The following is a 19975-nucleotide window of genomic DNA, read 5'->3' as shown; positions in this document are numbered from 1 at the left end:
CCAAGAGCGGGAGTCGATCGCCTTACTTCTTTTCACACTTCACTGCGCCGGGCACGGGAACGTCGGTGCTCAAGCACTCCACCTAGAGATGCGCCTGTGAACAGGGAGGCTCCACCGCAAAGGCGCCACTTCATTCCCATAAAGGTGCTCCCAGATGACAAGCTCTGTTCACCACCTGCCACGCGCAATCCCGACGCTTCCCACACTAGTACCCGCCCCTACGCCTGCGCCTACACCCGGCAACGCGGTCGCCAACCCCAAGCCCAACCTTAAAACCGCCCTGGCCGATAAACGAAACCTCATCACCTTGGGCGAAGCGCTCAGTCAACTGGCCAGGCAACTGGGCGCGGACGCCACCGCACCGGTGATATTGGCAGCGCTGAAAAGCACATCGATGCTGCTTGATCCTGACTCACATCCTCCTCAGGATGCCGGCCGGCACATCACCCTTGAGGCTTTCATCCACAGTCTCGGCTTGCCTTTACCTGACCGCCATTTCGCGCTCGACGGCCTCTCGGACGCCGTTATCGGCCGTGGCCAAGTGCATCCGTTGGGCAACCTGGGCGGCGCGCTGTCGTGGCCTGTGCCGCTGAGCGCCGATCAACAGCAACGCGTCCGGCGCATCGCCATGAGCCATGTCGCCCCCCATGGCCAACAACCGCAAGTGATGCAGACCAAGGGCCTGTTGCTGGAGTTCTTGCGAGTTCGCACGCCGCTCCCCGCAGGGCTGCTGAATGATCCGGCCAAAGCGCTGGAGGCCCTGATCAGTTCACCCGAAGGGCGATTACTCGGCGAAACACTGCGCGAAACCCTGCAGGGCGTCGCCACCGACAGCAGCACGATGGACTACCTGCTCGCCGCCGTGATCTTGCAACTGGCCCCGGAATCCATCACCACACCGCATCGCAACGTTGTCGCAGGCTTTGATCTGGCCCATGACAAGCACTGGGGCAAGCCGCTGTCCACGCTGGTCGATGGTCTTGAACAGCATCTGGTCACGCAGGCAAAGACCAGCGCGGCCATGGCCGGCGTCGCCGCGCATCTGTTGCTGGCCAATCGCGTACCGGCCTTGCTGATCAAGGGCATCCCGGCCAGCGTCACCTATGGCAGCCCTGCCTGTGTCGACCTGATGATCGCGGCGGCCACCCTCGAGGCGCAGACGCCCGGCAGGGTCGCGAACATGACGTATACCGAAGTCATGTTCGCGGCGCGGAGCGCGAGTGCGGCCGACCCGGCCGTGACCCTGCGCGTGCAACGGGAAATCCTGGTGGATTGGGGCGTGGCCAACGGGGTGCTGGCCAGGAAAGATGATCAACACTATAGCGCTGATGAGCTCACCGCCCTGCTCGGTGAATTCAATGCACGCAGAGCGCTGACCAGCGCCGCCACGCAAGCCTTGGATGCGCAAATTCCGTCGCGTCGAGAGATGGCGCTGGCCGAGCTGAAAAAACGCTTCCCCGAGCAACAGGCCCTGTTCGAGGAAAAACAGCTCCACATCAGCCGCAGGGAAACCACAGCCGATGGCGGCGTCGGCTATCGGACGATCGAGGTCGGGCCCCACTCGATGCTGGACATCGCCATGATGGACTGGCCGGACGCTGACTGCGTCCTCACCTCTGACGACACGCGCATGCCGCTGGCGGCCTTGAATGCCAACCCTCGGTTTGGCGTGGCCGACGCCTTCGAGGCGCAGTTCGCCGGCGCCGTCCAGCAAAAAAAGGCCGCCATCAATACTTACGTCAGGCACTTGGTCAGCCAGGCGCCCCTGGCGATACGCGAAGATCTCGAATACGGCAAGATCAGCTTCTTCCAGGAGCATTCACACAGCTTGGGCAAGGGGTTTACCGGGACCACGCCACACCCCAGAAATGAGGAACTGCTCGTCGAGGTCGAGCGCGACGGGGTGACCAGGGCCTACGCGATCAGCTTTAACAAAGGTGCGATAACACCGATCCGGCCGTCGCGGGCAAGCGCCCAGAGCCGTCGGGACGCCAGTGTCGTGCACGAAACACAAGCCTTTATCGCCAAGGGTGACGACGCTGCCCGTCGAGAGGCGCAACAGCGCCCGAATCAATCGCCACCCGACAGCTTCAATTCCGAGCGCACGGGCCTGATCGCTGACGCCTTCGTGCAGCATGTCGACCTGGATAACGAGGCGATCAAACAACAGGCCCGCGGCCTCACCACCGCCGATAACAATCGCAGGCGCGGCGAAGCGGTCAGCGAGGCCATACTGGACCTGATCCCCTTTCGCGCGGCGTTCAATCACTTTCGCAAAGGGCATATCGGCGAAGGTTTGTTCGACCTGGGCATGGACCTGTTCGGCGTCTTGACCGCCGGCGTGGGCACCGCCGGCAAGGTTATCAAGATCGCCGGCACTGCCGCCGCAACCGCCACCAAGGTGGCGCGTACGGTCAAGGTCATCGGGATGGCCACCTTCAGTTCACTCAATCCTTTGAGCGGCCTGGGCGATGCGGCGGTGGGTACCACCCGCTTGATCGGCAGCGGGTTCTCCAAGAGCGTCGAATGGCTCAATCACCTGAGGGGCGCGAGCGGTGGCTATGACTTATTGAAGGCTGCCAGCAAGGAGCATGGGCCGACCTTGATCGGCACATACAAGGTGGGTGGGATCGAGACCGAAGGTATTGCCGTCCTGAAAAATGATCACTGGTACCCCTATGATCCCGTCGCCAATAAACCCTATGGCCTGCCCATCGACGGTTTTTCCCCACGCGGAGCACCTGAGCTGCATGCCTTGACTGGGACGGCTAACGAACCTGCGTATTTAAAACTGCACAACAACATCCTTAACGCACGGACAGCGCAAAACAGACCGGCCTTCAATCAGGGATATTTGACTGGACGCCTGCAGGAGCTGCCTGGGTATCGCGATGGAATGGGCAGTTCACAACTCAGGAAACTGGCGGAAGCACAGGGGCGACTGCCACGTGAGCTGGGCATCCTCAGCCGGGAACTGAAACTTGCCTATATCAGGGACGGTGAATACACCAGCGCGTTACTGCGCCATGATGTGACGGGGCCAGGGGTGTCGGTACTGCCCTTTTCACAGGCCCATTACAACGCACACGTTGACTTGCCCTCTGTCGGTGAGTGCGCCGGCATATCCTATGCCATGGCGCTGGCGCTCCATCTGGGCAGCGAAGAGCAGTTTGTGAAGAACCTGCTCAAAGTGAGCGGCAACCCTTCAACGACCGCCCACACACGATTCGCCACGCATTTGCGCGACCTGCAAGATGCGGTGAAAAAACCCAGTGCCTTCCATTTCGGCGGGCAGGTAGAAGTCGGGTACGACGAGATCATCGAAAAAATGCTCACGTCTGGAAAGTCGATGACTATCAGGATCGGTACTGTGGATCACGCGATGCTGGCTGGGGTGCGGATCAAAAACGGTAAGCCTGAGTGGTTTTTTTTCGACCCCAACGCCGGCCTGGTCAAATTCGAAAACTTGCAGTCGATGGAAAAAGGCATGGAGGAATTGCTCAACAGCGGCCAATCCGCAGCATTACACAACACGCGTCGCACGCTGACGGGTAAACGCGCCTACAGCATTAGTACATTTGATCCCGGCCATGTGAATAATCGACCCGGCATCAACCCGGATGCGGTCAGAGAACTTTCCAGCGTTACGTTGTAAACCATCAAGCGCCGAGGCATCCTGCCTGCCTAAAGTCACAGTGCCATTAAGTTTTTCGGAACTTGCTGGCATTGTGACTACTCATTAGTTGAGTTGCCTCAGCCCTACCTGGCCTCTGCACCTTTACTTTCAGGAATGTTCACTATGCCGTCCCCTGCCTCCACCATCCTTGTAGTCGAAGACGACGCCATCGTGCGCATGTTGATTGTCGATGTGCTTGAAGAGTTGGAGTTCTGTGTACTGGAGGCCGCTGATGCCGGCGAAGCGCTGGCCGTGGTCAACACCGACAAAGCCATCCACCTGATGATGACCGATGTCGGCCTGCCCGACATGGACGGCAAGGAATTGGCGACCCAAGTGCGTCAGCTCCGCCCCACCCTGCCAATTCTGTTTGCCAGTGGTTATGCCGAAAACATCGACGTTCCCGAAGGGATGCAAGTCATCGGTAAACCGTTCTCGATCGATCAACTGCGCGACAAAGTCAAATCGATGTTGCCCGCCGCGTAGCCCTCCTTCCCCAGGACAAACAGCACGGCCCCTCTGAACCTGGAGCCGTCTGCTAACCTGCACATCTGCGCCACGCCGTTATCACACTGACAGTTCAACTTGTTTGCAGGGATTAACGTGACGTCCGGCGAATAAAACTGGAAACTCGGCGTTTTAATCCCACGCCCTTGAAAAAGCACTCAGGAAGGACGCAACTACATGATTGGAAAACCGACGCGCCTGCTGTTGGCGAGCCTCTCGATATTCATGAGCACCGGTGCCTGGGCCGACTTCACGGCGACCCCGACCGAAGCCCGGGCCATCGCCAAGGAGGCCTACTTGTACGGCTACCCGGTGGTGGAGATGTACAAGACGCTCTACACCCAGGCCGTTGATAAAGGCGGCACCAATTTCAAGGCCCCGTTCAATCACATCGGTAACAGCGCCCAGCTGTTCACGCCCAAGGACACTGCGTTCACGACCCCGAACTCGGACACGCCCTACTCCTTCGTCTGGATGGACCTGCGCAAAGAACCCCTGGTGCTGACACTGCCCAAGATCGAAGACAACCGCTACTACTCGGTACAGTTGATCGACCTCTACACGCAGAACATCGCCTACCTGGGCACCCGCAGCACCGGCAACAATGGCGGGCACTTCATGATCGCCGGGCCTGACTGGAAAGGTCAGCAACCGGTCGACATCGATCGCGTGATCTACAGCGAAAGCAACATCGCCTACGCCCTGTACCGCACGCAGTTGTTCGATGAAAAAGACCTGGCCAAGGTCAAGCAGATCCAGAGCGGTTATAAAGTGCAGCCGCTGAGCAGCTATGTGAAGCAGCCCGCTCCGGCCAAAGTGGCCAAGATCGAATGGCCCAAGCCGATGGCAACCATGACCGACAGCCCGCAGCTGTTCCGTTACCTGAACTTCATGCTCAGCTTCGCCGCGCCCCAGGACAGCGAAAAAGACCTGTTGGCGCGTTTTGCCAAGATCGGCATTGCGCCGGGCGCACCGTTCAAGGTCAACCAACTCAGCGCTGAACAGCGCAAGGCCCTGGAAGAAGGGATCGCCGATGCCAAGGCAGAGTTTGCAGCGTTCAAGAAAGACAAGCTCGACACCCAACAAGTCTCCAGCAGCGACCTGTTCGGCAGCCGTGATCGTCTGAAAAACAACTATTTGTACCGCTATGCCGGGGCCAACCTGGAGATTTTCGGCAACTCAAGCGACGAAGCCACTTACCTGACCTACTACGTCGACAGCGAAGGCAAACCCGCCAACGGGGCGCGCCACAGCTACACCGTGCATTTTGCCAAGGACCAACTGCCGCCGGCCGATGCGTTCTGGTCGCTGACCATGTACGACGCCAAAACCAAACTGCTGGTGCCCAACCACAAGAAGCGCTACCTGATCAATTCGCAGATGTTGCCCAACCTCAAGCTCGACGCCGATGGCGGCCTGACCCTGGCGCTGCAACACCACGAGCCGCCGAAGGCCGAACAGAGCAATTGGCTGCCGGCGCCACCCGGTCCGTTTTATGCGGTGCTGCGCATTTACCTGCCCAAACCTGAGGTGGGTAACGGTCAATGGAAACTCCCACCCTTGACGCCCCTCAAGTAACGGGTTGTACAGGAGCGAGCCTGCTCGCTCCTGCTTGCACGCAATAATCAGTGTTTGAACTTGGCATAGGATTGATGCAGATCCGAAGCCCAGGCATCGATCACACTTTTCACATCATCGGCCTTCATGACCTGGGAATCATTGGACAGGGGCTTGCCGGTGCCTTTGCGCACCACTTGGGCGAGCACCTTGCCATTGCCACCATCGAGGAACTGCGCTTCGGTGCCCAGGGTGGTTTCCTGATCGCGGATGCCGGCGCCGGTACTCACGGCCGCCGCCAACAGGGCCACGGGGACGTATTCGTAAGGCTTGAGGCTTTCGGTCTTGCTGCTTACGGCGGTGATGGCGGCACGCACCACAATCACCCCAGGCCCCGGCGCACTCGCCAGCGGCAACGACTTGACCAGCTCACGCTTGAGCGCCTGGTTGTAGTAGGCATTGATGCCGTCCAGGGTGCCTTGCGGGATTTTAGTGGTTGCCTGGGGCTTGGGGTAAAACTGGGTCGGCTCGACAAATACCGCCGTGTAGTTGCGCAGGTTCAGATTAGGGTCGACCCAGCGCATCACTTCAGCGCCCGAAGGCGACTTGGCTTCCTTGAGCTGACTGTAGTCCGATAGAAACCCCGAGTACTCGTCGGGTTGGGTGACCTTGCTCGCGCAGCCTGCCATTGCGAGCGAGGCGATGCACAGCGTGCTGATCATTAGCCTTGACTTCATCATTGAACTCCCTGTCGGTCATCACCGGAATATTGAGCTGTAGGTATAGCCAACTTTGCGCAAACCAGGGTTTCTGCCGGCAAGTTTTGCCGCAGTGGTAGAAACGCGCTATTGCGCTTGAGAGGTGAACTGCACCGGTCATTTCGCAGGCAACTGCGTATGACTAATCCACGAGCGGTGGGTAAGGTAACGCGACATTCCTCGTCAGGAGCATCGCATGCGCACCATTGGCCTTATCGGCGGCATGAGCTGGGAATCCAGCGCCGAGTATTACCGCATCATCAACCAGAGCGTGCGCGACCAGCTCGGCCCACTGCGCTCGGCGCAGTTGTTGATGTACAGCGTGGACTTCGGCCCGGTGGAACAAGCCCAGCATGCCGGGCGTTGGGATGACACCGCAGTGATTCTGCAAGACGCGGCGCGCCGCCTGCAGGCCGGCGGCGCCGATTGCGTGGTGCTGTGTACCAATACCATGCATTTGGTGGCGCCGCGCATCGAGGCCGCAGTGTCGATTCCGTTCCTGCATATCGCCGATGCCACCGCGGCCGCAGCCCTTGCGGCGGGCACCCTGACCGTGGGCTTGCTGGGTACGGCGTTCACCATGGAGCAGGATTTTCTCAAATCACGCCTGGCCGCCCAGGGTTTGAGCGTGCTGGTGCCTGATGCAGACGAACGCCAGGCCGTGCACCGGATCATCTACGAAGAGTTGTGCGTGGGGGTGATCAGCGAAGCTTCCCGCCAGGTCTACCAACGGGTGATCGACAGCCTCGCCGCGCGAGGTGCCCAGGCCATCATCCTGGGGTGCACCGAGATCTGCCTGCTGATCCAGCCCGAACACAGCAACCTGCCACTGCTGGACAGCACCGAGCTGCATGCGCGGGCGGCGGTGGCGTTTGCTTTACAGGACTAAGCCAAGGCCATCGACAGTAATCCAAGCCATCTGAAGTCAACTGCGGGAGGGGGCGAGCTCAATTAAGGATGAACATTGTCCCTGTGGCGAGGGAGCTTGCTCCCGCTGGGTCGCAAAGCGGCCCCAGCTTTTGGTTTGAAACGACTGGGCCTGCTACGCAGTCCAGCGGGAGCAAGCTCCCTCGCCACAGGTTACCCATTGTCCGCTCCTTTGCGCAGGCGCGCCATGCTCAGCGCGTCGACAAACACCCCATCGCGCACACCGTAATCGCGCAGGCAGCCCTCGACCTCGAAGCCGAACTTGCGATAGAGCGCGTGAGCGGCTTCGTTGTCGGCATACACCGTCAATTCGACGCGGCGCAGGTTCATCCAGTTGTCAGCCACTTCCAACGCAGCGCTCAATAGCTTCGAACCCACACCTTTGCCCTGCCAGGCGGTAGCGACCCCCATGCCCAAGCCGGCGATGTGGCTTTGGCGAACGCGGGCATTCTGCTCCATGCCGAGGTTGCCGATGACCTCACCGCCATGCACCGCCACCAGTTGCAGCCGCCGTTCGTTGTCCATCACCAGACGCTTGCGCCAGGCCTCCACGGATTGGAAAGGCATTTGCAGCACCTGACGGCACACGGCCGGGTCGTTATACAGCGCAGTGACGCCTTCCAGATGGGCTTCGGTAAAGCGCTGGATCACGATGTGGGGTTCAGGTGCGTGCATTGTGTTTCATCCTTTGAAAGACACGTGGCCAGCCAGTGTAGAGGCCCAACCCGCCGGCTGGCTAGCGCGCTGGAGCGCTCGACCAGAGCGACGGCCAATCGCCATAACCCACGCCGGTACAGCGCGGCATCATCTTGAATTCGCTGAGCTGGAAGCCCTTGCCGTCATACACCCAGACGCCGCCAGCACCGCAATCCCCAATCCCACGCTGTTTGTAGAAATAGCTCAACGTGCCAGTGGCTTCGTCATACCCGACCGAGCCTTGCAGCGCCGCGCCGTCCAACGGCAAGGGTTGCAGGGTCAGTGGGGTTTCGCCGTAAGGCGCCTGGCGCTGGCGGCTGGTGACATCGAACTCGCAGTTGTAGGCGGCGCAGTCATAGCGCACCACGCTCATGGCTTGAGCCGCACTCAGCGCGCCGACTTCAGCCTGCGGCGCCATCTCGGTATCGGTCTGCGTGATGGCTTTCACGGCGGCGGCCGCCAAGCCGGCCTGCTCCTGTGCAGTCAGCGGTGGCGCAGCCGGGAACTTGCGCAATAGCGGTAGCGGCAAACGCGCCGGTACTTCACTCGCCGCCCCTTTGCCCGGCCGCGCCAGTGCGGTGACGGTATCCAGGCGACCTTGCACTGCATCCATCAACAGCAGCGAAGCGCTCAGCCCGCTGAGCGATACATGCGCGCTTTCATCTCCCGGCACCTGCAAACGCTGACCGTTGCGCAACCGCTGCAACCAGAGGCGAGCCGGCGCTTCATCGATCACGCCGTAGGACTGAACCTGGGGGTCTTCGCCCTCATCGTCCAGCTCCACGTGCAATGCCTGCGTCAACTCCAGGCCCAGAGGCTGACCATCCAACAGCAATGTAGAAAGATCTACCGCCTCACCACGATGATCAAAACGCAAACGCAGATACCCCTGCGGGCCGGCCTGATGCCAGATGTGCAAGGTCAGGGAGCTGTAGTCCTCTTCGTCGACGCCGCTGGGCGCACTGAGGGCATGGCAATTGCGCAGGTTGTCGCAGCCGATCACCCATTGCTTGATTTCCCGCAGCAAGGGCACGGTTTCGGCGGGCGGTTGGGCGAAGGCTGGAAAGGTGGCGCCGGCCAGCGACAAGGCCAGTAATGCGGGGCGTAGCATGGGGACTCTCCGTGTCTGAAAGGCGCGGATTGTCCCATGTTCAGTGCATGGCGTCAGCGGCCGGAAGCGGTTCGCCACACCCGCGCAACATCCGCCGCTCGCTCGCGCAACAAACGCGGCGCCTCGGCGCAGGCCTGCTCCAGGCTCATCGGCCCGTTCGGCAAGGCGAACGCAGCCGCCACGCCATGGGCGTACATCTGTTCATAGCCATCGCCCAGGGTGCCGGCGATCACGATCACAGGCACCTGGTGCCGCTGGGCGATACGGGCCACGCCAAAGGGGGTTTTACCGCGCAGGGTCTGGGCGTCGAAGCGGCCTTCGCCGGTGATCACCAGGTCGGCGCCGCGTACGGCAGCGTCCAGGCCCACCAGTTCGGCCACCACTTCAACGCCGGCCCGAAACTGTGCGCCTAGAAACGCCTTGGCGGCAAAGCCCAGGCCACCGGCGGCGCCGCTGCCGGGCTCGTCGCGCACATCCTTGGGCAGCACCCTGGCGCAGTGGTCGGCGAAGTGGCCGAGGGCTGCATCCAGCTGTTGGACCTGCGCGGGATCGGCGCCCTTTTGCGGGCCGAAAATAGCCGAGGCGCCCTGGGGGCCACACAGTGGGTTGTTCACATCCGCCGCGATTTCAAATTGCACCTGCGCCAGGCGCGGGTCCAACCGCTCCAGGTTGAGGTGCGCCAGGCGCGCCAACGCCAGGCCGCCGGCGGGCAGTGGTTGCTGTTGGTCATCGAGCAGTTGCACGCCAAGGGCCTGCATGGCGCCGGCGCCCGCGTCATTGGTGGCGCTACCGCCAATCGCCAGGATGATACGGCGGGCCCCCAGGTCCAAGGCGGCACGGATCAGCTCGCCGGTGCCGTAGGTGGTGCTGGAGCATGCGTCGCGCTGCCCTGGCGGTACCCGTTGCAGGCCGCTCGCTTCGGCCATTTCGATCATCGCGGTGTGGCTGGCTGCCAACCAGCCCCAGCGTGCCTCGACCGTGCCGCCCAGCGGGCCCCGCACCCATTGGCGGCGCAGTTCGCCGTTGCAGGCGGCGAGTACCGCATCCACCGTCCCTTCACCGCCATCCGCCATCGGACACTGGACACATTGCGCATCCGGCCAGACCTCGGCCAGCCCTTCGGCAATGGCCTGGGCAACGCCTTCAGCACTCAGGCTGTCCTTGAACGAGTCGGGGGCGATGATGATTTTCATGGGCTTTCTCCGGTTTTTATAACGCCCATGCTGCCAGTTGTCTGCGGGGATGACGCCGGTCCGATGCACAAGTGTGGATGAGCTTTGTTGTTCATTCCGACAAAGCCTGGGGTAACAGCTGTACGCCCAGGTAGAGGGCGAGCATGCCGTCCAGTGTCAGGGGGTCGGCCCCGCTGAGTTCGGCGATACGCTCCATGCGATAACGCAAACTGTTGCGATGGATGCCCAGGGCATCGGCGCACGCCTGGCTTTGGCCATCGTGTTCGCACCAACTGCGCAAGGTGGCGAGCAACTGGCCGTTGCCGTCCTTGGCCAGGACTTTGCGCAGCGGGTTGAGCAATTCGTCCAGGGCATCATCGTTGCGATGACGCCAGAGCATCACCGGCAGGCGATAACGGTTGAGGGTCAGCAGGCGTGACTGAGGCAGTACATCCCGGCCGTAGGCCAGCAGATCGCTGACACGTCGGTAGCAACGACGCAACCCGGCCAAGCCATCGGCCTGCCCGCCCACGGCTACACGCAGGATGTTCCAGCCCTGGCCATCGAGTTTTTCCAACAGGCGCGGGTTGTCTACCGGCACGGTTGCCGGCCGACACCACAACAGCGAGAACTGCGCCGAGCTGACACACCAACTGTCCGGGTAGCGACTGCCCAGCCAGGCACTCAAGGCTTCGGCCGATTGCCCCGGCCCCAGCTCGAACAGGTACGGCGTACGGGGCATCTGCGGCTTGAGCCCCAACTGTTGGGCTTCGTCCACCAGCCGTGGTGAGTCGCCACTGTCGGCCAGCAACAACGCGAGCAGATCATCACAGCGCTGCCGGCGCCATTGCTGTTCGGCTTGCTGGTGGCGATGGCTCACCAGCATTTCAGCGGTCATGCGCACCAGCTCGGCGTAGGTGCGCAGCCCTTCGGGTTCGCCGGTAATCCCCAGCACACCGATCAGGCGCTGGTCATGCAGCAATGGCAGGTTGATGCCCGGCTGCACCCCCTTGAGGTGCTTGGCGGTCTGGCCGTCGATTTCCACCACGCGACCATTGGCCAGCACCAGCTGCGCCCCTTCGTGGCGGGTATTGATGCGCTCCGGCTCGCCACTGCCCAGGATCAGGCCCTGGCTGTCCATGACGTTGACGTTGTAAGGCAGGATTGCCATGGTGCGATCGACAATATCCTGCGCCAGGTCATGATCCAACTCGAACATGGGGCTATTTTCCTGGAAAGCGGTTGTTCAGCGGCACAGCGCAAAGGGCGCTCGACTGTGCGCGAGCACAAAGACAGTACCCCATCACGTCACCGAGACTGTTTGGGCGATCAACGTTACCCTCGCATCGCGAAAAATCATAATAAAGAGAGAACCCCATGTCACAGAGCGCCGCTGCCACACTGGCCACCGATGACGATAAAAACGCCATCTATCACCGCATTACCCTGCGCCTGATCCCCTTCATCTTTATCTGCTATCTGTTCAATTACCTCGACCGGGTAAACGTTGGCTTTGCCAAACTGCAGATGCTCGATGCGTTGAAATTCAGCGAAACCGTGTACGGCCTCGGTGCCGGTATCTTCTTTATCGGCTACGTGCTGTGCGGCGTACCGAGCAACCTAGCGCTGACCCGGTTCGGCCCACGGCGCTGGATTGCGCTGATGATGATCGTGTGGGGCACGCTGTCTACCTGCCTGCTGTTCGTCACCACACCGACGCATTTCTACACCCTGCGCCTGTTGACCGGTGCCGCCGAGGCCGGTTTCTTCCCGGGTGTGGTGCTGTACCTTTCGCAGTGGTTCCCGACCTTTCGCCGTGGGCGCATCATGGCGTTGTTCATGTCGGCGATCCCGGTTTCCGGCCTGCTCGGCAGCCCGTTCTCCGGCTGGATCCTCAACCACTTCGCCGCCGGCCAAGGTGGCCTGGCGGGCTGGCAGTGGATGTTCCTGTTGCAGGGCATCCCCACCGTGATCCTCGGCGCCCTCGCCTACTTCCTGCTCAGCGATAACTTCGCCAACGCCAAGTGGCTCAAACCCCACGAACGTGCGGTATTGGAAGCCGACCAGGCGACCGATTTGGCGAACAAACCGAAAACCACCAGCGACTCATTGGCCGAAGTCTTCAGGAATCCGGCGATCTGGGCGTTCGGCCTGATCTACTTCTGCATCCAGAGCGGCGTCTACGCGATCAACTTCTGGCTGCCGTCGATCATCAAGAACCTGGGTTTCAGCGATAACCTGGTGATCGGCTGGCTCAGCGCCATCCCGTATTTGCTGGCGGCGGTGTTCATGCTGCTGGTGGGGCGCTCGGCCGATTTGCGTAAAGAGCGGCGCTGGCATTTGGTCGTACCGATGTTGATGGGCGCAATCGGCCTGGTGATTGCGGTGAATTTCGCCACCACGCCGGCCTTGGCGATTCTGGGCCTGACAATCGCCACCATGGGCGCCCTGACCGGCCTGCCGATGTTCTGGCCGGTGCCCACGGCAATGCTCAGCGCCGGTGCGGCGGCAGGCGGCCTGGCGCTGATCAACTCCATGGGCCAGATGGCGGGCTTTCTGAGCCCGTATATCGTCGGCTTTGTGAAAGATGCCACCGGCTCCACGGACATGGCGCTGTACCTGCTGGCGGCCGTGATTGTTGCCGGTAGCCTGTTGGCACTGCGCATGACGCGTAGCCTCAGGACCTGAACCGTCCATGGCTCCCACGCCTATGAATACGTGGGAGCCACTGATCAGTAAGTCACTTGAGCGGGTTGCGGCTGAACCGGCAGCCCGTTCAAGACTCGCTGCTGATCCTCGCTGAGCGGACGGTTTTCAACCGGCGGCTTGTTTTGCAGCGTGGCGATAATCGACTCGATCAGATGATTGGCGCCTGGGAACGCCGTCGGCTGGTTTACTGAGGACATGGGGTTTCTCCTTGGGATCATTGGATGAACACTGCCAGGCATCGGCAGTTACAACCTCTGTGGTCTCACCAGCGATTGCGTTCCCATCGACCTTGCCCGTGCCTACAACAGGCCGCCACCGTCAATGTCGATCACGGCGCCGGTCATAAAGCCATTTTCCATGGCCAGCACATACCCCGCCGCCACTTCTTCAGCCTGCCCCACACGACCCACCGGCAGGCCTTCGCCGGCCTTGGCGAACATCGCCAGGCGCTGTTCCTCGGCCAACCCGGCATACGCCGGTGTGTCAATCACCCCCGGGCTGACTACATTGACCCGACGCGGCGCCAACTCTTTGGCCAGTTGCTTGCCCAGCGCCTCGGTCGCCGCGTTGATGCCGGTCTTGATGAACTGGCCGGGCGCCAACTTGCGCCCCAGTTGCCCCGAGGTCAGGCTGATGCTGCCGTGCTCATGCAAATACGGCAGCGCCTGCTGGATGGCGCGCAACGCGCCCCAGAGTTTCACGTTGAAATTGTCCTGGGCCTCGAGCAAATCGGTCTCGACCAGCGTCTTGGCGCGTACCGACGGGCCGGACGTATACACCAAGTGATCAAAGCGCCCCACCGTCGCGAACAGACGCTGCAAGGACGCGGCGTCGGTGACGTCGACCGGTTCGCTGCGCAGACCGTTGTCTACGCCGGATGTCAGCCGACGCCCGGCCAGTACCACCTGTGCGCCACGCGCAGCGGCGGCCTTGGCAACTGCCGCACCGATCCCGCTGCTGCCACCGATCACGATGACGGTTTTACCGTTGAGGGAAGCGTTCATAGAGAAACATCCAAGGTCAGAAAGTGAGCGTTCATCTTCCTCGCTTGGCAATCCGCGAAAAATCCCGGTAAAACGACAAGATCTTTAAAGGAATTTTACAGATGAGCTCGACCCTGGACCTTGAAGTCTTTGTGCGCACCGCCGATAGCGGCAGCTTGTCGGCCGCAGCACGTGGGCTGGGCCTGACGCCGGCCGCCGCGAGCATCGCCCTCAAGCGCCTGGAAACCCGGCTCGGTGTGCGCCTGCTCGCGCGTTCCACCCGCAGCATGCGCTTGACCGAGGAAGGCCGGCGTTATCTGGACAGCGTACGGGTGGCACTGGAAGCCCTGGCGGAAGGCGAACAGGCCATCAAGCAACAGGGCCAGAGCCTGAGCGGCTTGTTGCAACTGGCGGCGCCTTCGGATTTTGGGCGCAACGTGCTGCTGGGCTGGCTGGATGAGTTCAAGGTCGAACACCCGAACATCCGCTTGCAACTGCTGCTCAATGACAGCAACGCCGACCTGTTCCGCGACACCGTCGACATTGCCCTGCGCTTTGGCGTCCCCCGAGACTCAAGCCTGGTGGCGCTGCCGGTGGTACCGGGCCATCGGCGCATTGCCTGCGCCAGCCCCGACTACCTCGCGCGTCATGGCACACCGAGCCAGCCGGCGGATTTGGCGCACCACAGTGCATTGCGTTATATGCGCCGTGGGCAGGCCAATAACACCTGGTATTTTCGCCAGGGCACGCACCTGCAGGAAGTCGAGGTCACGGGCGACTATCTGAGTGACGATGGTGAAATCGTTCGGCGCTGGGCCCTGGCCGGCCATGGCATCGCCTATAAAGCCGCCCTGGACATCGCCCGCGATATCCAAGCGGGGCGGCTGGTGCCGCTGCTGACCGATTGGCAAGGCGAGCCGACGCCGTTCAACCTGATGTGCCCCCATCGCCTGCAAGTGTCGGAACGCGTGAAAGTGCTGCATCGTTTTCTTCAGCTACGCTGCCAGGCGTTGCTGAGTGCATGAAGAAACCTGGGCAGGGCTTGTTCCAGAGCGGCCCGATCTGGTATTGCAGGCGCTACGTTTCAACGCCACGAGGAGCTTTCCATGATTTACCGCACACTGGGCCAGTCCGGCTTGAAGGTCAGCGCACTGACACTCGGCACCATGATGTTTGGTGAACAGACCAGCACTGAAGACTCGCTGCGCATCATCGACAAAGCCTGGGACCAAGGCATCAACTTTATCGACACGGCTGACGTGTATACCGGCGGGCGCTCCGAAGAGATCGTGGGTGAGGCCATTGCGCGTAACCGCCAGGATTGGGTGGTGGCGTCGAAAGTCGGCATCGGCCCGGCAGAAGGTTTGCCCAACCGCAGCGGGTTGAGCCGCAAGCGTATTTTCAATGCGCTGGAGGCCAGCCTGGCACGCCTGGACACCGATTACCTGGATATCTATTACCTGCACCGTGAAGACCACGACACCCCCTTGGAGGCTACGGTGTCAGCCATCGGCGATCTGATCCGCCAGGGCAAGATCCGCTACTGGGGCCTGTCCAATTATCGTGGCTGGCGCATTGCCGAGGTGATCCGGGTCGCCGAGCATCTGGGCGTGGACAAGCCGATCATCAGCCAGCCGCTGTATAACATCGTCAACCGTCAGGCCGAGGTCGAGCAACTCACGGCGGCCGCCGCCTATGGCTTGGGCGTGGTGCCTTACAGCCCGCTGGCCCGCGGTGTGCTCAGCGGCAAGTACGCCCCTGATGCAACCCCCGAAGCCGGCAGCCGCGCGGCGCGCCAGGACAAGCGCATTCTGGAAACCGAATGGCGCGTCGAGTCGCTGCGCATTGCCCAGCAGATTCAGCAATACACCCAAGGCCGGGGCGTGGGGATGGTCGAGTTTGCGATTGCCTGGGTGCTGAACCATTCGGCGGTGAGTTCGGCCATTGTCGGACCGCGTACCGAGGCGCAGTGGGATGCCTACACGGGAGCGCTGGATGTGAAGATCACGGCGCAGGATGAGGCGTTTATCGACGCGCTGGTGACGCCTGGGCATTCGTCCACACCGGGCTTCAATGATGTGGGCCATTTCGTCTCAGGGCGCATCGCCCGCTCCTGATGATCAACCCCTGGCGGCGCGCGCGGGTTTGCCGCCACCCGCCCGTGCCGCAGGCAGTGCGCAAAAAAAATCCATCAAACGCTCCAAAACAGCGCACAGCCTGCCGCCAAAAGCACCATAATCGCCTGCTCTTTGTATCCATCAGTTTTCGCGAGGACGGCGTGTCTAAAGGTGTTGCGTTATCGGTCTTGGCCTCGGTGCTGTTTGCCGTGATGTATTACTTCACATCCCTGCTGACGCCCTTGAGTGGCCTGGAGATTTTCGGCTGGCGCATGTTGCTGACCGCGCCCTGTATGACGGTGTTCATGATCGTCAGCGGCGAATGGCGCCGCGTGTGGGACGTGCTGCGGATGTTGGCGGCCAAACCACGCTTGATCGTCGGTGTGCTGCTGTCGTCGGCACTGCTGGGCGCGCAGTTGTGGCTGTTCATGTGGGCGCCGCTGAATGGGCGCAGCCTGGACGTGTCGGTGGGGTATTTCCTGCTGCCGCTGAGCATGGTGCTGACCGGGCGCCTGGTGTATGGCGAACATCTGTCGCGCCTGCAACAGATTGCCGTGGTGTTCGCCGCCATCGGCGTGCTGAACGAGTTGTATCGGGCTGGCGGGTTTTCCTGGGCGACGCTGGTGGTGGTCATCGGCTACCCGGTGTATTTCGTGGCGCGCAAGTACCTGACCACCGATCACCTGGGCGGCCTGTGGCTGGATATGGCGCTGATGCTGCCGGTGGCTTGGTGGTTCGTGCAAAGTGGCGACCAGGGTTTCGCGGTGCTCGACGCCCAGCCGAAACTGTATGCGTTGATTCCCATCCTGGGCTTGATCAGTGCCTCGGCACTGGTGAGCTACATCATCGCCAGCCGTTTGTTGGCATTCAGCCTGTTCGGGCTGCTCAGTTACGTGGAACCGGTATTGCTGCTGGGTGTAGCGTTACTGCTGGGCGAAGGGATCAAGGACGGGCAATGGTTGACCTATATTCCGATCTGGTTGGCGGTGATGGTCCTGGTGTACGAAGGGTTCAAGCACCTGGTGCGTCAGCGTAGAGCCTGAAAGCGGGCGCAGGCGGTCTGGCTGCCGGCTCAGCCGGTTCTCACCGTGGTGCTTGCAGGGCGCACCGGCGCGATCTGCTCAAGACCATCAGCCAACCCTGTCAGTACTGTTCGGGTAGTACCGTAATACGGGATCTCGCCTTGGGCTTGCTCACCGAGGTTTTCCAGTTGCGCGTCCATCGTTTTCTGGTCCACGCCGAACAACTTGCCGATCCGGTTATCCCTGTTCAACTCAACCAATGTGCCGCTCCCGGGATTGGTCAATCGGGTCTCAAGGGAATGTGCCACATCCTCGGGAACCCCCAATGCTGTCAGCGCCTTGCCAAGGCCATGGCCTGGGTTTCTGAATTGCTTGAGGAGTTCTTCGTAGAGTCCGTTCAAGTCGTTGGCGCCAACGTTGTCGAGCGCAACGCTCGTCACCGTCTGGCGGTATTGATCGAATGAAAGCAGTTGCAGCGGCTGATCATCGTTCAAAGCGTTTTTCACGAAGTAGAAACCGTCACGGGCTGCGCCATGCAGGTTTCCATAGGCGTCGTACTTATAGATGACCTCCTTGCCGTCGGTGCGCTTCCCTATGTAAGTCGCGCTGCCATCGGGCGCAAGATTGTAAAGCCGAGTACCGGTCAAACCCTTGACGGGAGCCGGTGGCACGCTGCCTGTTCCGCTCAGATACGTGAAGACATCGCCTTTGACCCGAGCGAAACTGCCCACCACTGCATTGATATCGTTATCGGCAAAGTCCACCAGCCTCTGCCTGACCCGTTCGACCTGCTGGGGCGCCCTATCGTTGGAAAAGTGCCGCGCAAAACTATCCAGCTCCTTTGGGTCGAGGGCCATCGTTTTAACCCAGTCGGTCAGTTCCTCGCGGTCTTTGAACTCATAGAATGCATACTGGCCCTCCTCCGGTACATACAGCAGGAAATTGGGGCCCTCAGCCGTGGCAGGCACGCGCTTGATCATCAGAATGTCATTGGCTTGAACCCCATCGACCGCGAACGTAGACACCTGCGCCCCGGGTGCCCCACGCGTGCCTGGATACACGACCGCATCCACCAGCTTCTTGCCTTCGACACTCAGGACATCATCGCGAAATGCCTCATCGGCTTCATCAATGAACCGACGGCGGGCCTGGTCACTGCGCTGCAAAGTCTGCGCTGCGGGAGCTGGATCAGGCGATTTGGATGTGACGGTGGGCGCCGGTGGGTGCCCAGGCAAAGATGCAATATTCATCAGAAAACCTCTTTAATCAGATGAAGATTTCCCTACATCGGACGCGACCGGCTACCTGCGTCACTGTCCTCTTTGTGGAGGGTCTTGCCCAACCGGTTCCGTTGTCCTGCCGGCCATGGTCAACCTATACAGCGCATACAAAAAAGCCCGGCAGGGAAGACTCCCGGCCGGGCTTTCAAGTATTGCGAACGAGTCGATCAGTCCGCCGTCAACACGCCCCGGCGCACCTGGTCACGCTCGATCGATTCGAACAGCGCCTTGAAGTTGCCCTCACCAAAGCCGTCATCGCCTTTGCGCTGGATGAATTCGAAGAACACCGGGCCCATCAGGGTTTCCGAGAAAATCTGCAGCAGCAGGCGTTTGTCGCCCTCGATCGACGAACCATCGAGCAGGATGCCGCGCGCCTGCAACTGATCCACCGGCTCGCCGTGGTTCGGCAGGCGGCCTTCGAGCATTTCGTAGTAGGTGTCCGGTGGCGCGGTCATGAAGCGCATGCCGATCTTCTTCAGTGCGTCCCAGGTCTTGACCAGGTCGTCGGTCAGGAACGCTACGTGCTGGATGCCTTCGCCGTTGAACTGCATCAGGAACTCTTCGATCTGGCCCGCGCCCTTGGATGACTCCTCGTTCAGCGGGATGCGGATCTTGCCGTCCGGAGCGCTCATGGCCTTGGACGTCAGGCCGGTGTATTCGCCCTTGATATCGAAATAGCGCGCTTCACGGAAATTGAACAGTTTCTCGTAGAAGTTGGCCCAGTAGACCATGCGCCCGCGATAGACGTTGTGGGTCAGGTGGTCGATGACTTTCAAGCCCGCGCCCTGGGGGTTGCGGTCCACACCTTCGAGGTACACGAAGTCGATGTCATAGATCGAGTTGCCTTCGCCGAAACGGTCGATCAGGTACAGCGGTGCACCGCCGATGCCCTTGATGGCAGGCAGGTTCAGCTCCATCGGGCCGGTTTCGATGTGGATCGGCTGGGCGCCCAGCTCCAGTGCGCGGTTGTAGGCTTTTTGCGAGTCCTTGACGCGAAACGCCATGCCGCAGACCGACGGGCCGTGTTCGGCCGCGAAATACGATGCAAGGCTTTCAGGTTCGTTGTTGAGGATCAGGTTGATTTCGCCCTGACGGTACAGATGGACGTTCTTGGAACGGTGTGTCGCGACTTTGCTGAAGCCCATGATCTCGAAGATCGGCTCCAGGGTGCCGGGGGTCGGCGACGCGAATTCGATAAATTCAAAGCCCATCAGGCCCATCGGGTTTTCGTATAGATCTGCCATGATTTGGCGCCTCATCATTCTTGTGGTTAAGCGGATTTCAATTGCCGGCAAGGATGAGGTGCAACGGTGGCGCGCAGGAGAGTCCTCGCACGCTGCGGGCGAGGAAGTCACCGAAAATGAGGGGGGAGCCGAGTAGCTTCATGGTTACATCAGTCTCTGACAGCCGAGGCCTGCGTGAGCGCAAGTCCATATTCTTGTATGCGTAAATCGATTCTA

17 protein-coding genes are annotated in these 19975 nt (G+C 61.0%); 8 read left to right on the top strand and 9 right to left on the bottom strand.

Annotated features, from left to right (window positions below):
* The first annotated feature begins 154 nt into the window (after positions 1-154).
* The 3 genes from ACQRBT_RS22295 (at position 155) to ACQRBT_RS22285 (ending at position 5761) form a co-directional block, all read left to right on the top strand.
* Positions 155-3655, top strand: coding sequence for a hypothetical protein (locus tag ACQRBT_RS22295; protein ID WP_412046079.1), 3501 nt, complete (start codon positions 155-157; stop codon positions 3653-3655).
* A 144-nt stretch (positions 3656-3799) separates the two neighbouring features.
* Complete coding sequence (locus tag ACQRBT_RS22290) at positions 3800-4162, top strand: response regulator (protein WP_060752993.1); 363 nt, start codon at positions 3800-3802, stop codon at positions 4160-4162.
* Positions 4163-4360: 198 nt separating this feature from the next.
* The gene (locus tag ACQRBT_RS22285) at positions 4361-5761 is read left to right on the top strand and encodes a DUF1254 domain-containing protein (protein ID WP_060752992.1); all 1401 of its coding nucleotides are present in this window, start codon (positions 4361-4363) and stop codon (positions 5759-5761) included.
* A 47-nt stretch (positions 5762-5808) separates the two neighbouring features.
* Here ACQRBT_RS22285 and ACQRBT_RS22280 read toward each other — a convergent pair whose 3' ends face one another.
* Complete coding sequence (locus ACQRBT_RS22280; protein WP_198761270.1) at positions 5809-6477, bottom strand: DUF3313 domain-containing protein; 669 nt, start codon at positions 6475-6477, stop codon at positions 5809-5811.
* A gap of 217 nt (positions 6478-6694) precedes the next feature.
* Here ACQRBT_RS22280 and ACQRBT_RS22275 point away from each other — a divergent pair, with 217 nt between their 5' ends.
* Positions 6695-7387, top strand: coding sequence for an aspartate/glutamate racemase family protein (locus tag ACQRBT_RS22275; protein ID WP_060752990.1), 693 nt, complete (start codon positions 6695-6697; stop codon positions 7385-7387).
* A 191-nt stretch (positions 7388-7578) separates the two neighbouring features.
* Here ACQRBT_RS22275 and ACQRBT_RS22270 read toward each other — a convergent pair whose 3' ends face one another.
* From ACQRBT_RS22270 to ACQRBT_RS22255, 4 genes are all read right to left on the bottom strand, one after another.
* The gene (locus tag ACQRBT_RS22270; protein ID WP_060752989.1) at positions 7579-8100 is read right to left on the bottom strand and encodes a GNAT family N-acetyltransferase; all 522 of its coding nucleotides are present in this window, start codon (positions 8098-8100) and stop codon (positions 7579-7581) included.
* 61 nt (positions 8101-8161) lie between these two features.
* Positions 8162-9232, bottom strand: a complete 1071-nt coding sequence (locus ACQRBT_RS22265) for a DUF1176 domain-containing protein (protein ID WP_412046080.1) — start codon at positions 9230-9232, stop codon at positions 8162-8164.
* A gap of 53 nt (positions 9233-9285) precedes the next feature.
* A complete protein-coding gene (locus tag ACQRBT_RS22260; RefSeq protein WP_412046081.1) occupies positions 9286-10425 on the bottom strand; it encodes a glycerate kinase in 1140 nt (379 codons plus the stop codon).
* A gap of 91 nt (positions 10426-10516) precedes the next feature.
* Complete coding sequence (locus ACQRBT_RS22255; RefSeq protein WP_412046082.1) at positions 10517-11623, bottom strand: sugar diacid recognition domain-containing protein; 1107 nt, start codon at positions 11621-11623, stop codon at positions 10517-10519.
* 158 nt (positions 11624-11781) lie between these two features.
* On the opposite strand from ACQRBT_RS22255, the gene ACQRBT_RS22250 reads away from it, so the two are divergent.
* Positions 11782-13092 (top strand): MFS transporter, encoded by a 1311-nt coding sequence (locus ACQRBT_RS22250; RefSeq protein WP_412046083.1) that lies wholly within the window; start codon positions 11782-11784, stop codon positions 13090-13092.
* Positions 13093-13136: 44 nt separating this feature from the next.
* Here ACQRBT_RS22250 and ACQRBT_RS22245 read toward each other — a convergent pair whose 3' ends face one another.
* The gene (locus tag ACQRBT_RS22245; RefSeq protein WP_158510680.1) at positions 13137-13310 is read right to left on the bottom strand and encodes a hypothetical protein; all 174 of its coding nucleotides are present in this window, start codon (positions 13308-13310) and stop codon (positions 13137-13139) included.
* Positions 13311-13412: 102 nt separating this feature from the next.
* Positions 13413-14117 (bottom strand): SDR family oxidoreductase, encoded by a 705-nt coding sequence (locus ACQRBT_RS22240; protein ID WP_161548019.1) that lies wholly within the window; start codon positions 14115-14117, stop codon positions 13413-13415.
* A gap of 101 nt (positions 14118-14218) precedes the next feature.
* On the opposite strand from ACQRBT_RS22240, the gene ACQRBT_RS22235 reads away from it, so the two are divergent.
* The 3 genes from ACQRBT_RS22235 to rarD all read left to right on the top strand — a co-directional run bounded on the left by ACQRBT_RS22235 (position 14219) and on the right by rarD (position 17256).
* The gene (locus ACQRBT_RS22235) at positions 14219-15121 is read left to right on the top strand and encodes a LysR family transcriptional regulator (protein WP_244383444.1); all 903 of its coding nucleotides are present in this window, start codon (positions 14219-14221) and stop codon (positions 15119-15121) included.
* Positions 15122-15202: 81 nt separating this feature from the next.
* Positions 15203-16213 (top strand): aldo/keto reductase, encoded by a 1011-nt coding sequence (locus tag ACQRBT_RS22230; protein ID WP_060752982.1) that lies wholly within the window; start codon positions 15203-15205, stop codon positions 16211-16213.
* Positions 16214-16374: 161 nt separating this feature from the next.
* Positions 16375-17256 carry an EamA family transporter RarD gene (rarD, locus tag ACQRBT_RS22225; protein ID WP_412046084.1) on the top strand — a complete coding sequence of 294 codons (882 nt, stop codon included), beginning with the start codon at positions 16375-16377 and terminating at the stop codon, positions 17254-17256.
* Positions 17257-17285: 29 nt separating this feature from the next.
* Here the strand turns inward: rarD and ACQRBT_RS22220 are convergent, their stop codons facing one another.
* A complete protein-coding gene (locus ACQRBT_RS22220) occupies positions 17286-18485 on the bottom strand; it encodes a dermonecrotic toxin domain-containing protein (RefSeq protein WP_412046085.1) in 1200 nt (399 codons plus the stop codon).
* 197 nt (positions 18486-18682) lie between these two features.
* A complete protein-coding gene (hppD, locus tag ACQRBT_RS22215; RefSeq protein WP_412046086.1) occupies positions 18683-19759 on the bottom strand; it encodes a 4-hydroxyphenylpyruvate dioxygenase in 1077 nt (358 codons plus the stop codon).
* Between the last annotated feature and the right edge of the window lie 216 nt (positions 19760-19975).

It is taken from the genome of Pseudomonas sp. R19M, assembly GCF_050312585.1.
GTDB lineage: Bacteria > Pseudomonadota > Gammaproteobacteria > Pseudomonadales > Pseudomonadaceae > Aquipseudomonas > Aquipseudomonas palleroniana.
This window is presented reverse-complemented; position numbering and strand designations above follow the sequence as displayed.